14 protein-coding genes are annotated in these 14272 nt (G+C 27.1%); 11 read left to right on the top strand and 3 right to left on the bottom strand.

From position 1 onward, the window contains the following. Nucleotides 1-13: 13 nt before the first annotated feature. The 8 genes from BLV71_RS12515 to BLV71_RS12480 all read left to right on the top strand — a co-directional run bounded on the left by BLV71_RS12515 (nucleotide 14) and on the right by BLV71_RS12480 (nucleotide 7718). Nucleotides 14-1309 (top strand): amidohydrolase family protein, encoded by a 1296-nt coding sequence (locus BLV71_RS12515; protein ID WP_093870880.1) that lies wholly within the window; start codon nucleotides 14-16, stop codon nucleotides 1307-1309. Nucleotides 1310-1390: 81 nt separating this feature from the next. Further along, the gene (locus BLV71_RS12510; protein ID WP_093870879.1) at nucleotides 1391-2188 is read left to right on the top strand and encodes a TrmH family RNA methyltransferase; all 798 of its coding nucleotides are present in this window, start codon (nucleotides 1391-1393) and stop codon (nucleotides 2186-2188) included. Between the two features lie 110 nt (nucleotides 2189-2298). Beyond that, nucleotides 2299-3177: an AraC family transcriptional regulator gene (locus tag BLV71_RS12505; RefSeq protein ID WP_093870878.1), complete on the top strand. Its 879-nt coding sequence runs from the start codon at nucleotides 2299-2301 to the stop codon at nucleotides 3175-3177. Between the two features lie 101 nt (nucleotides 3178-3278). Continuing rightward, nucleotides 3279-4160 (top strand): hypothetical protein, encoded by an 882-nt coding sequence (locus BLV71_RS12500; RefSeq protein WP_093870877.1) that lies wholly within the window; start codon nucleotides 3279-3281, stop codon nucleotides 4158-4160. Nucleotides 4161-4330: 170 nt separating this feature from the next. Continuing rightward, the gene (gene hutI / locus BLV71_RS12495; protein ID WP_093870876.1) at nucleotides 4331-5563 is read left to right on the top strand and encodes an imidazolonepropionase; all 1233 of its coding nucleotides are present in this window, start codon (nucleotides 4331-4333) and stop codon (nucleotides 5561-5563) included. A gap of 2 nt (nucleotides 5564-5565) precedes the next feature. After that, nucleotides 5566-6573, top strand: a complete 1008-nt coding sequence (locus tag BLV71_RS12490) for a formimidoylglutamase (RefSeq protein WP_093870875.1) — start codon at nucleotides 5566-5568, stop codon at nucleotides 6571-6573. Between the two features lie 66 nt (nucleotides 6574-6639). Beyond that, nucleotides 6640-6918, top strand: coding sequence for a putative quinol monooxygenase (locus BLV71_RS12485; protein ID WP_093870874.1), 279 nt, complete (start codon nucleotides 6640-6642; stop codon nucleotides 6916-6918). Between the two features lie 8 nt (nucleotides 6919-6926). Next, nucleotides 6927-7718, top strand: coding sequence for a helix-turn-helix domain-containing protein (locus BLV71_RS12480; RefSeq protein WP_176974400.1), 792 nt, complete (start codon nucleotides 6927-6929; stop codon nucleotides 7716-7718). Between the two features lie 85 nt (nucleotides 7719-7803). Here BLV71_RS12480 and BLV71_RS12475 read toward each other — a convergent pair whose 3' ends face one another. From BLV71_RS12475 to BLV71_RS12465, 3 genes are all read right to left on the bottom strand, one after another. Then, nucleotides 7804-8547 (bottom strand): LytR/AlgR family response regulator transcription factor, encoded by a 744-nt coding sequence (locus tag BLV71_RS12475; protein ID WP_093870872.1) that lies wholly within the window; start codon nucleotides 8545-8547, stop codon nucleotides 7804-7806. Next, nucleotides 8544-9605 carry a sensor histidine kinase gene (locus tag BLV71_RS12470; RefSeq protein ID WP_093870871.1) on the bottom strand — a complete coding sequence of 354 codons (1062 nt, stop codon included), beginning with the start codon at nucleotides 9603-9605 and terminating at the stop codon, nucleotides 8544-8546. Before BLV71_RS12470 ends, BLV71_RS12475 begins: the two co-directional genes overlap by 4 nt. Before the next feature lie 63 nt (nucleotides 9606-9668). Next, nucleotides 9669-12035, bottom strand: coding sequence for a TonB-dependent receptor (locus BLV71_RS12465; protein ID WP_093870870.1), 2367 nt, complete (start codon nucleotides 12033-12035; stop codon nucleotides 9669-9671). Nucleotides 12036-12238: 203 nt separating this feature from the next. Here BLV71_RS12465 and BLV71_RS12460 point away from each other — a divergent pair, with 203 nt between their 5' ends. From BLV71_RS12460 to BLV71_RS12450, 3 genes are all read left to right on the top strand, one after another. Further along, entirely contained in the window at nucleotides 12239-12595 is a 357-nt protein-coding gene (locus tag BLV71_RS12460; protein WP_093870869.1) for a hypothetical protein, read from the top strand. Nucleotides 12596-12645: 50 nt separating this feature from the next. After that, nucleotides 12646-13365 (top strand): hypothetical protein, encoded by a 720-nt coding sequence (locus BLV71_RS12455; protein ID WP_143032787.1) that lies wholly within the window; start codon nucleotides 12646-12648, stop codon nucleotides 13363-13365. Nucleotides 13366-13545: 180 nt separating this feature from the next. Next, complete coding sequence (locus BLV71_RS12450; protein WP_093870867.1) at nucleotides 13546-14268, top strand: hypothetical protein; 723 nt, start codon at nucleotides 13546-13548, stop codon at nucleotides 14266-14268. Nucleotides 14269-14272: the final 4 nt, after the last annotated feature.

Genomic DNA, 14272 nt, shown 5'->3' with positions numbered 1-14272 from the left:
TAAAAGACAACTCATGAAAAACACCATTTTATATAGTTTAGTTTATTTCTTATTCATAGGGAATATACTTGCTCAACAAACTCCAGCTCCTAAACAAACAAATGACTACTCTATAGAAGGTGCTACAGCTCATTTAGGAAATGGACAAATAATAGAAAACTCATTAATTATGTTTTCTAAAGGAAAAATTTCTTTTGTTGGTAGTGCCAATACAAGAATAGCTAGAACAGGAACAGTAATTAAAGCAAAAGGAAAGCATGTATACCCTGGCTTTATTGCTGCAAATAGCTCGTTAGGGTTAGCTGAAATTGATGCTGTACGTGCTACTAAAGATTATGACGAAGTTGGTAGTATGCTACCACATATAAGAACTATCATAGCGTATAATACGGAAAGTAAAATTATAGAAACCATGCGACCAAATGGAGTTTTAATGGCACAAGTTACTCCGAGAGGTGGTAGTATATCTGGTACATCGTCAGTAGTACAATTTGATGCATGGAATTGGGAAGATGCGAGCATTAAAACTGATGACGCTATCCATTTAAATTGGCCTAGTAATTTTAGTAGAGGTCGTTGGTGGTTAGGAGAAGATCCTGCTTTAAAACCAAATAAAAATTATGTAAAAAACATTACAAAAATTAAAGAATATTTTTTTAAAGCAAAAAGGTATTTAAACAGTAAAAAAACTAATAAAAACTTACCTTATGAAGCCCTTAAAAATGTATTTAAAGGAACACAGAAAGTTTTTATTCATGTAAACGGTAAAAATAGAATAACTGATGCTATTAATTTATTTCATGAACTTACTATAAAAAACATAGTTATCGTTGGGGGCGCTGAAGCTGAAAAAGTAGCTCCTTTATTAAAATCGAATAATATTCCAGTTGTTATAGAAAGAGCACATCGTTTACCTTCAAGTGAAGACGAAGATTATGATTTACCTTTTCGTTCTGCTAAAACATTAACTGATGCTGGTTTATTAGTAGGTTTAGGAATGAATGGTAGTATGGAACGCATGAGTACAAGAAATTTGCCTTTTTATGCTGGTACTTATGCTGCTTACGGATTAACAAAAGAACAAGCTTTACAACTAATTACATTAAATAATGCTAAAATTCTAGGTATTGACAAATTTACTGGTAGTTTAGAAGTTGGTAAAGATGCTACATTATTTATCTCAGAAGGTGATGCATTAGACATGAGAGGAAATATACTCTTAAATGCATTTATTCAAGGAAGAAAGTTAAGTTTGGAAACACATCAAACAAAACTTTGGAAACGCTATACGAATAAATATAAAAATTAACTATTGTCCCTCCCCTTAAAAACGCTATTTCTTAAAAAAAATAGCGTTTTTTTTTATAAAACATAATAGTATTTTTGCAAAATGAAAATAATTAGTAGTATACAGAATTCATACATAAAAGATCTATTAAAATTACAAGATAAATCACGTGAACGAAAGAAAAAAGGGCTTTTTTTAGTAGAAGGCCAACGTGAAATTTCTTTAGTTCTTAAAGGAAATTATGAAATAGACTCTATTTTATTTGTAGCTGAAGTTTTTTCTAAAGAAAAAGCTATACTATTAAATATACCTACTTCAAAATATATAGAAATAACAAAAGAGGTATATCAAAAACTAGCTTATAGAGATTCTACTGAAGGAGTAATCGCAGTAGTAAAAACAAAAGAGTTTAAGTTAGATAACATTGAATTTAACACTCCTACTCCACTTATTTTAGTACTGGAAGGAATTGAAAAACCTGGAAATTTAGGAGCAATGTTACGAACTGCAGATGCCGCAAAATTAGACGCTGTTTTTATAGCTAATCCTAAAACTGATATGTTTAATCCAAATATTATTCGATCTAGTGTAGGGTGTTTATTTACAAATCAAATAGCGGTTGGTAGCTCTGAAGATGTTTCTAATTTTTTGAAGAATAAAAACATACATATTTATAGCGCTACTCTTCAAAATTCAAATGAGTATCATAAAAATGATTATACCAAACCTACAGCCATAGCTGTTGGAACCGAAGCAACAGGACTTACTCAAATTTGGAGAGACGTAGCAACTCAAAATATTAACATCCCAATGCAAGGAGAAATAGACTCTATGAATGTATCTGTAGCAGCTGCTATATTAACTTTTGAGGCCAAAAGGCAAAGAAAATTTAAAATTTAAATATAAAAACTATCTTATGGGTATTTTTCACATAAGTTATAATCATAAAAATCAAGATTAAATAATTGTAGTTGTATTTAATTTTAAAACAATTATACTACTATTGTGTAATGGAAAAGCTTCCTATTCATATAAAATTTAATAATCAACAAAATCCTAATTCGGAATTTGATATACTTCAACTTGAAGATTTATTTAAAAGAGAAGATTTAGACAATTCAATTAGAGAATTACAAATAGTTGAATTTTATATGATAGTTCTAGTACAACAAGATTCAGGAAAACACACCATAGATTTTACAGATTATGATTATCAAAAAGGAACTTTACTAACTATTAGAAAAGATCAAATTCATAAATTCCATGTTAATGAAAATGTAAAAGGTAATTTACTTCTCTTTACAGATAATTTTCTGGTAACTTATCTTGAAGAAATAGAGAATCAAAAAACTATACAGCTCTTTAATGAATTATTAGGTAATCCTAAAATACAATTAACAGAGAAGGAATTGAATGATATTAACGAAATTATTTTAAAAATTCAGAATGAATATTTATCTATTAGCGATAGTTATTCTTTAAGCATTATTAGAAGTTTACTTCATATTCTTATCACTCAATTATATAGAATAAAATCAAAAAACAACCAGATAGTCAAAAATAAAAAATACTTAAATGATTTTATTCTACTACAAAAATTAGTAGAAAAAAGTGTGATAAAACATTCTAAAGTTAACTATTATGCTCAAGAGATGGGTATCTCTACAAAAACCTTAAATACTATCACAAAAAGTATTGTTAATCAATCTGCCAAAAAATTCATTGATAATATCTACATTAAACAAATCAAACGTTTATTATTAAACACTGAATACCCTATAAAAAAAGTAGCTTATCTTTCTGGATTTGAAGAAAGTACAAATTTCTACAAATACTTTAAACGTAAAACTAACCTATCACCTGATCTCTTTAGAAGTAAAAACAAGTAACTTTCCCATTTTTACAGTTTTTAGAAGTTTTTCTATAGCTTCTTAACAACGAAGTCATCTCATCTTTGCAATCAATTATTAACTATAAATAATTATACAAAATGAGAACTATATCTATAATTTTATCTACTATTTTCTTAGTACTTATAATTGGTTGCAATACAGTTAAAGAATCAAATTCAAATTCTAAAAAAACAAAAAAAATGGAGAGTAAAAATTTAAAAAACACAGCAAAAAAAGCTCAAGAAGCTTTTTTTAGTACCTATAATGAAGAAGGTATTAAAAAATATTTTTCAAAAAATTACATTCAACATAACCCTAATATTCCTACTGGCATTGGGCCTGTACTCGAGTTTTTACCGATACTAAAAAAAGCAGGTACTACCAGTAAAACACATCGTATGCTACAAGACAACAACTATATTGTAATGCATAATACTTATAATAATGCTGAAGCTTTTGGTGCCAAAGAAGTAGTTACTTTTGATGTTTGGAAAATAGATGAGGAAAAAGTTACCGAACATTGGGATGCGGTGTCTCCTATTGTTAAAACAACAACAAGTGGAAGAAGTCAATTTGATGGAATGACTGAAATTACCGACCTAAATAAAACTCAGGATAACAAAAAAATTGTAGAAAATTTTATTAATGATGTTTTATTTGGTAATAATCCTAATAAAATAACTAACTATATTAGTACTGAAAAATACTATCAACATAATACAAATATTGCAGACGGATTAGACGGGCTTGGAAAAGCTATTGATTATTTAGTTTCTCAAAATGACATGTTTGTATACAAGAAAGTTCATAAAATTTTAGGTGAAGGTAATTTTGTGTTAACTATAAGTGAAGGAGAATGGCATAATAAACCTCATGCCTTTTATGATTTATTCAGGTTAGAAAATGCTAAAATTGTTGAGCACTGGGATGTTATTCAAGAGACTCCAAAAAAAATGGCTCATAATAATGGTATGTTTTAATTTTTCCGAAGCTTATAAACCATCTAAGGGTTTATAAGTTTCTTTTTTTATAAAAAAACAGAAAGTAACTTTTAATTAAAATTACAAAAAATAGTGTCTAGTTATCAAAAAAACATATCATAATTTGTACTTTTTAATGTAAGTTTGTCTAGTAAAATTTGAAACTACCTATGACAACTTTATTAATAAACATCAAGGAATTAATACAGATACGTGAAAACAGTGTAAAAAAAGTAGCAGGTAAAGACATGAATGTTTTACCTACTTTAAAAAAAGCCTTCTTACTTATTGAAAATGATATCATTATTGATTATGGAAATATGGAAAATATTCCTTCTTCTGCTGATAATATTATTGATTGTGAAGGAAAAATGATTTTACCAACTTGGTGTGATTCACATACTCACATTGTATATGCAGGTAATCGAGAACAAGAATTTGTTGATAGAATTAATGGTTTAAGCTACGAAGAAATAGCCAATAATGGTGGAGGTATTTTAAATTCTGCTAAAAAACTACAATCTACTTCAGAAGAAGACCTTTACAAACAATCTTCAAAACGTTTAGAAGAAGTTATCGCTTTAGGTACTGGAGCTGTTGAAATAAAATCTGGCTACGGATTAACAGTTGATGCTGAGCTAAAGATGCTTCGTGTAATTAAAAAATTAAAGGAAAATTATAAACTACCTATTAAAGCTACCTTTTTAGGCGCTCATGCTTTTCCATCAGAATATAAAAACAATAAAGAAGGCTACATTAATTTAATTATTAATGAAATGTTACCTAAAATTGCTGAAGAAAACTTAGCTGAATTTGTTGATGCTTTTTGTGAAACTGGTTATTTCTCAGTTGAAGATACCGATAGAGTTTTAACTGCTGCAAAAATATACGGATTAACCCCTAAAGTACATGTTAATCAATTTACAACAATAGGGGGTGTAGCAATGAGTGTAAAACAGAATGCAATATCTGTTGACCACTTAGAGGTAATGAATACTGAAGATATTGAAGCTCTTCAAGGATCAGAAACAATGCCAGTAGCACTACCTTCATGTTCTTATTTTTTAAGTATTCCTTATACACCAGCTCGTGATATTATAAATGCCAATCTTCCATTAGCTTTAGCTACTGATTTTAATCCAGGATCAACACCTTCTGGAAACATGAATTTTGTTGTAGCTACAGCATGTATTAAAATGAAAATGACTCCAGAAGAGGCTATTAATGCAGCAACTATTAATGGTGCTTACGCTATGAATTTAGCAGATAAAGTAGGAAGTATTACTAAAGGTAAAAAAGCAAACTTTATTATTACTAAAGAAATTCCTTCATATGGTTTTATACCTTATAGTTTCGGTTCTAACTTAATCGATTCTGTATATATTAACGGTGAAAAAATATAAAAATGTTACATCTTTTTACACAACAAGCAATTGCTAATTTCACTAATACTAGAAATGGTGAAACTAAACTAGGAGAATGTGTTTCAGTAATTAATTCAAAAAAAACATTAAGAGATGAATTAAATGATTCACCAACTAATTTTGTTATTCTTGGTATACCAGAAGATATTGGTGTTCGTATGAATGATGGTAATGGTGGTGCACATACATCGTTTATTCCTGCTATAAAAGCTTTTTTAAACACTCAGCAAAATCAATTTATTGACGGAAATAAAATACTCGTTTTAGGATATTTAGATTGCTTAGATGATGTCATAAATTTTGATAGCGATGATAGAGAAAAAGGTGATTTACTAGTTAAAAAAATTGACAAAGAAGTATCTAACATTGTACAGTTAATTATTGAATGTGGTAAGACACCTATTATAATTGGAGGTGGCCATAACAATGCATTTGGGAATATCAAAGGACTGTCAGAAGCTAGTAAACAAGCTGTAAATGTTATTAATTTAGATGCACACACTGATTTACGCCGTTTAGAAGAACGTCACAGTGGTAATGGTTTTTCATATGCTTTACACGAAAATTATCTCGATAAGTATTTTATGTTTGGTTTGCATGAAAACTATACACCTCAATATGTTTTTGACATGATCCATAATAACATGAAACTAGAATATAATACATTTGAAGAATTAGAAGTATACGCTATAGCTAATTTTAAAAATGAATTACAACGAGCTAAAAGTTTTATTGACAATAAACCTTTTGGTATTGAAATAGATTTAGATTGCGTGCAACATTTTCCTAGTAGTGCTATGACGCCTACTGGTTTTACGCCTCAGCAAACAAGGCAGTTTGTTTATAGTTTTGCTAAAAACAACAATGCTTCTTATATTCATATATGTGAAGGTGCACCTAGCGTTAAAAACGAGCCTACAGCTGCTGTACAAGTTGGTAAATTTATTAGTTATTTAATTTCAGATTTTATAAAGGCAAAAGAAAATTAATTAACTTTTTTAATCAATGTCGTTTTTTTACTATGCTTTCTTTTATTGCTAAATTATTTTTGACTCATGGAAAAAATTATAATAGCACAAATAACAGTAAAAGAAAATCAAATAGCTACCTTTTTAAAACTAGCTAGTGAAATGGTAAAAACAAGCAATCAAGAAGAAGGATGTATTACCTATCAATTATTAAATGACGTTTATAATAAAAGTAGCTTTTTATTTTATGAGAAATATCAAAATGAAAAAGCAGTAAAACTACACAATACATCTTTTCATTTTAATGCTTTTTTAAATGATATTTCTTCTTTACTAAGTAAAGAGCCTATCATTAATATTTATTAAAAATAAACGTGAATAAAAAATATTACAAACCATCAAAAAACCTATCATCTTATGTTGATAGGTATTTTATTTGTAAACAATTTGAAAAACTTCCATTAATTTTACCTGGTACAGGATTAGAATTACTTTTTCACATAAACGAATCATTCAATATTAATAACCAAACTTTAAGTCAAGCACATATTCTTTGCCCCAGAGAACACTTAAAAATAAATACTAATTCTAAGGTAAATTACATTGCTGTAAGATTTAAAAGTGGTGCATTTAGGCACTTTAGTCCTTTAGGGCACACAGAAATTATAAATAGTTATTTGTCGGTTGAAAATTTATGGAAAAACTCTGGTAAAACACTTATAAGTAAACTACAAGAAACATCAGAAATTAATGATAAAATACAATTGATTGAACAATTTTTAATATCAAAATTATCAAAATATCAAATTAAGGAGACCACTAATTGGGATGGAGTTATTACTTCTTTATATAAAAACTTCAACACTATTAATTTACAAGAATTAGCTTGCAATACCAATTTAAGTTATCGTCAATTTGAACGAAATTTTAAACAACATTTTGGCATAACTTCAAAAAAGTTTCAACGTATTACTCGATTACAAAACACTGTTAAACAAGTTCTTTTAAGTAAAAACACTCATTATTTACACATAGCCTTAGATAACGGGTATTATGATCAAAGTCATTTTATAAAAGATTTCTATTTACTTTCTGGTACTAAACCTTCTAAATACTTTACTGAAGATAATTTTGAAAACCACTTTTATTATAAATCTCTTGTGTAATATTTTGCTTTTATATTCAAAAATCTAAGTATGAGTAAAAGTCATTATATATGAATCTGAAATTAAACTCTTAAACTAAAAGTTTTTACTCAATCCATTTTCTAAACTCACTTGTTGAAGATGCACTTGTAATTAAATGTTGTTTGTATTTTTTAATCGAAACGGCCAGCCTATCTCCAAAGTAAGGTTCTATTTTCTCAATGAAATTGATATTTACAATTTCTCCCCGATTAATTTGGAAAAACTCTTTTGGATTTAACTCTTTTATTAAATCAGATAATTTATAGCGAAATTCATTTTCTTTTCCGTTTTCATCAATTGCAATACATTTACCTGAATTAGATAAAATTGCTCCAGTATTTTTTGTGCTTAAAATTTTTAATTCTGTTTTAGTTTTTACAATAATACGTTCTTTGTAATTATTGTTCAATCCATGAATAGCTTCAGATATTTTCGTCCAATCAACTTCTTTACTTTGTAAATTATTAAACTTTTCCATTGCTTTACAAAACTTATTGTAGCTTATAGGTTTTAATAAATAAGCTATTCCGTTTACATCAAAAGCATCTTGGTAAAAAGTATTATAGGCAGTTGTAAAAATAATTGGACATTTAATAATACTAGTTTTCAATAAAGAAAATACATTTCCATCTAACAACTCAATATCAGAAAACACTAAATCAACTTGTCCATTAGTTTCATACCAATTTTCTACTTCTTCTTTACTTTGTAACGAAGTTACTATTTCAATTTTGTCATTGTATCGAAGAATATGATCAGTAATAATTTCGATATTAATAGACTCGTCTTCAATAATTAATACTTTCATACTTCAGAAATTAGCGGTATTTTAACAGTAAATTCATTATCAGCTTCTGTAAAAATAACATTTTTGTTAAAATTTAGTTGATATTGGCGTTTTAAATAATCATTTCCCGTTCCTGTACCAAGTGTAAAATCAACTTTATTTAGTTTATTTTTTATTACAATTCTATTTTCTTTTAATGAAAGATAAATAAATAGTGGATTTTTTTCACTTGCCTTATTATGTTTTATTGCATTTTCAACACACAACTGTAATGAACACGGAATAATAAAACCATCAGTATTTTCTATATTATTTTTAATTTGATAAGTATTTCCAAAACGTTTTTCCATTAAATTCATATAACTTATTAAGAATGACAACTCATCTTTTAACTCAACCAATTGTTTTTTTCCATGGTTTAAATAATAACGATACACATCCGAAAAATCATCAATAAAACCTTCTATTTGTTCTGGATTTTTTCTTGCCAATCCTGATAAAACGCTTAAATTATTAAATAAAAAATGTGGTTCTAGATTCTTTTGTAACATTTGAGATTGTAATACTGCCTTTTCTTTTTCTGTTTGTTCTAATTCTAATGTTGTTTTTTGAGATTGCCTGAAATATAAAAATGCTGAAGTAAGTGCAAAAATATCAACAAGTATAAAAGCAACGGACATTGTATTTATAAATCTAATTATAAAATTATACTCTTTACTATTCATTATAATACCTAAAAGAACATAATCAATAATAACTCCCACAGTAACAAATAATAAAAACGATAAAATATAAACCTTTACAAATTTTAAAATTGTATTTGTTCTGTCTATTTTATTAATAACTTTCCATGAAACAATTACAGAAATTAACGAAACTAAGGAGAATAGATAAACAGAAACGTGATCGAAATAGTCATAAAAATCAATATCGCTATTAACTCGCACATTATGTAACAAATAAATTTTACCAGAATTACCAAATAACAATAATACTATGACTACTAAAACTTGTTTTATATTTATTTTTTGATTGAAAATTTTCACTTCTTTTAGAATTTTTAGAATTACAAAATACATTTTTAGTTTAAAAAAAAGCTTTTAAAAAATATTTAATTGTTTAAATCGCTTTATTATAAGTTATTATTTTTTAGCTCTATTTTGTTCTTCTGAGTTACCTGAACTACGTTGCCTAACTTTAATTTTTTTATTTCCAAAACTATAGTTTAAACTAATTTTTACACTTTGCGTATCAAAATAGTTGTAATATGTTTGATTTATTCCGTTTGTTTTAGTGTTAACACTTGTTGCTCTTTGTTTTAAAATATCATTTATAGCAAGGGTACAGTTTAGTTTTTTATCTAGTAATGAAAATTTTAATCCTAAATCTAAGTTAACCATTTCAGTTGTTGAAAAATACATTAATTTTTGTGGAGAAGCATAAATAAATGTAGCTTCTGCTTGTACAGTTTTTGCTTCATTTAAATGGAACGTATTTCTATTATAAAATTGAAAGTTCCATCCACTTAATAACTTAGCGTCTAAATTAAATCCATCTTTATAACGGGTATCCATTTTTGATAAAGCTGCTTGAGTTGTTGTATTCCACCATTTTGTTGGATTGTATATAAAAGTTTCTGTTATCCCGTAATTATAAGCTGTATAAAAATTATCAAATGTTACAACTATTCTTTGCTGTACCCCATCTTCAGCCTTAATAATATTAAAATAACCGTTATCAACATAGCTTACAAATGCTTTACTTATCAATTTTCCTTTGTAAATATGCTTTAATTCAAAATTTTCAGAAATTTGCGGTTTTAAAAATGGATTCCCTTCTTGATATGAAATAGGATTAATATAAAAACGAAATGGATTTAAACGCTCAAAACTAGGTCGTTGAATTCTTCTACTATAACTCAAATTAAACATGTTTGTTCTACTAGGATTGTACCCTAAAAAAACTGATGGAAATAGTTTGTTATACGAGTTAATATCAGTTTGACTATTTGTTTTTGAAACTCCTTTTGTTCTAGTATTTTCAAAACGAAGTCCCATTTTTAATTGCCATTTTTCACTTAATGGTTTAGACATATCTGCATATAATGCATTTATGTTTTCAGAATACATAAATGTATTGCTTTGCGTTGAATCAAAAACAGGTGTACCAGTAGTAGTATTGTAAAAAGCTACATCGCTATCTGTTTTAGTAAATGTTGTTTTAACTCCGTATGAAAAATTCGCCCACTTACTTGGGTACTCTATATCTATTCTCCCGCTATAATTTTTAATATTTTGATTTATACTGTTTTTCGCTTCAAAATAGCTTTGATTTGTAATAAATTGTTCACTGCTAAAAACTCTATTAGAAGAATTATTATAATTAAAATAATCAACATCAATAGATAGCTTTCTACCTAGAGTATCTAATTTTTGGATGTAATGAGCATTTATTGAATGGTTTTTGTTATTCGTATCTGCATTACCTTCATTAACTGTATAGGTTCCATTTCCATCATTTATTAATGTTCTTCCACCATCTTTTATAGCTTTATCTTCAAACGAGCCTGAGTATAAAACTCCTACAGTAACATTATCTGTTAAACTGTAATCTAAACCTAACCTACCTGATATTACATTTTCTTTATTTTTCATGTCAAGATTTGATACTGTTGAAGCTGAAGGATAAATAATATCAAATTGATTAAATTGCGCTGTATGTCCTTTAGTTCCATTTAAAGAAGCAATTAAACTTACTTTGTTTTTATTGTAATTAAATGTGTTTCCAACATTAAGTAAAGCGTATGTTGCTTGCGTATAAGACGTTCTTAATTGATTATTCCAGCTATTTTCTTTTGATTTTTTTAAAACTATGTTAATAAGTCCACTATTACCTTCTGCATCATATTTCGACGGAGGTGTTGTAATCACTTCTATATTTTTAATATCATCTGACGCAATGGTACCCAAATAAGCATTTAGTTCACTTCCTGATAATTGAATAATTCTATCATTTACCATTACTCTTACATTTCCCTTACCTACAATAGCTAATTTATCTGTATCTACATTTACACTTGGTGTTGTTTTTAATGCATCAAGGGCAGTTCCTCCTGTTCCAGCCACTGTATTCTCTATATTAAAAACCAATCTATCTACTTTTTGTTCAATGAGTTTTTTACGAGCAGTTATTACTACTTCTTGTAGTTGTTGTCCTTCCTCATTTAAAACGACTGTTCCGATACTCGATTTTGTAGGATATATTTTTTTTGTAATAAAACCTACAAAACTAATTTCTAAATACACATTTTCCTTTTTTGAGTTGATAGAAAACTTTCCATTTTCGTTAGAAATCACACCTGTAATAAGTGAATTATCTGCTTTGTTTTTTAATATAATATTCGCAAATGAAATAGGTAAGTTTTGTTTATCAACTATTTTTCCTGTAAACGTTTGTCCAAAACTAATTGAACAAATAAAAATGAATAAAAATGTTGCTATGGTTTTCATAATAATAGTAATTCAAAATTAATAACACTTCAAAAGTACCTTCAGAAGGTTGTTTTTGAAATAGCTATGAAATGAATTGAGGAAAAAATGAAATGAATTAAGGGTAATTAAAATAAACAGTTAATCGTTTTCTTTTTTAACTACATATTTTTATACTTAAATTTACTATTTTGGAAAAATCATTCAAAAAATAAAAAGCTACTATGGAAGGAGATATTGTTATTTTATTAACCTTTATTATATTGATCGGAATATACATATCATTCTTATTCTGGTCTAATAACAGAAAGAAAAGTCATCTTATGACAATTGAATCTGATTGGAAAAATTTAAAAAAAGCAATAGAGAATAATCATATTGATGGAATTGTAAAATTTGGAACAGCAGTTATATGGAATGAACACTTTACAATGGTTAAATTAAAAGAAATGAAAAAACTAATCAATGTTTTGGAAAAACAAACCCCAGATATAAAGAAATCAAAAAAACTTGAAAATTTAAAATTATTGATTTTTAATAAGTCTTTAGATTGGAATACAAAACATCTAAACATAGGGTAATAAAAATTATTAAAACAATTACCAGAGTAACAAATATAAAAACACAAATCTTGAAATTGAAAAGTCGAATTAAATTCAAAAAATGGAATAAATACTTATTTGAATTCCTTTCTATTTTTCTAGCTGTTACTTTAGCCTTTTTGCTAGACAGGTGGAATGATGAAAGAAAAAATAATATTGCAGAAAATAAAATTCTTAAAGAAATTTATAACGGTTTAGAGCGTGATAGCATAGATATTGCAAATGATGAGCAATATTTCAAAGTTGCCTTTAGAGGCTTAAACTATTTTAGTGACATCATTGATGGAAAAACTATTAAAAATGATTCTTTAGTAATGTTCTATTATCTTTTTTCCAGAGAGAGCATAGTTGTTCAAAACAAATCTGGATATGAATCTTTAAAATCTAAAGGTTTGGAGACTATTAAAAGTGATAGTCTTAGAAGTAAAATTATAAATCTATATGAAGTCGACTATGAATTAGCTAGAAAATTTAACGAAGAGCATAGTGAATATAAATTTATGCCTAACTACTTTCATAGGATAAATCAATTTATTGCCCCAAATTTTAAATATGATACAACTTATAACTTAGTTGGAATAAAATTACCTTTAGTGCTAAAAAAAACAGAAAGGAATTTATTGAAAAGCTATTTATGGAAAATAGGAGTTGGTAAATCAGATAGATACCGTGCCTCTCAAAATAGAAAGAAAAAAATTGGAAATTTAAGAAAAGAAATAAAAGAATATCTAAACACAAGAAACGAGTAAAATTACTTATTAAACTCTTAACAAATACACATGTTTGTTATTAATAAACCTTTACAGAATTTAAAAGAATTAGACACAAATAAAATCTATTACCTCAATAAATTAATAATTGATATTCTAATAATCTCTGTATCATACAGGTTAAAGTAAAAACTCTTAAAACAATACTAAATAGATCAAATGGATAGCATAAATAATATTATAAAAAAGGCTCAAAACGATATATTTCCAGAATTAGAAGCGAAAATTCGATTAGAATTAGAGAAAAAAGATAAAGATTGGCTAATTGATCAAATCATATTTCTTACATGTGAAAGACATAGTTTACATGAACAAAAAAGCAACTTTGAAAACATTAAAAAACGCCTAACTAGAATCAAAAACATAGGCTATAATAGTAAAACGTTAAGTGACTTTATAGGTAAGTATCAAAAAATCAATAGATCTAATTTAGAAGAATCTGGATTACTATTAAACCCTCCAAAAATGGGATTAAATTCTATAGCTGTTCAGCAAAGATCAATAAAAGGAGAAACGCTACTTAAAAAAGTTGAAGATATGCTTTATGTATCTTTATATGGAGATATTACTATTAACGTTGATTTAAAACGTAATCAGAAAGAAATACTAACAATCATGTTACCCAAAAGTAAAAGTGACTCATTATCTTTTCTTAAGGCAGTAACAGAAATGAATGTTACAGGTACTTGGAATGATCCTGATGGAGTATCAAATGATGATCACACCAATAATGTTGAACTACAAATTGAGTTTAATAATGATGAAGAAGGAACTATTGGACTTGCTATATTTACAGCGCTTAACCTTATTAATCTTTTACATGTAAATGAACAAATTTTATACACTCGTATGGAGAAAATTGAACGAAGCTCATTATCTTAAGCTA

The organism is Tenacibaculum sp. MAR_2010_89 (assembly GCF_900105985.1).
In the GTDB taxonomy this organism is placed as follows: Bacteria; Bacteroidota; Bacteroidia; order Flavobacteriales; family Flavobacteriaceae; genus Polaribacter; species Polaribacter halocynthiae.
The sequence above is the reverse complement of the archived record's forward strand: the minus strand, read 5'-3'. Positions and strand labels throughout refer to the sequence as shown.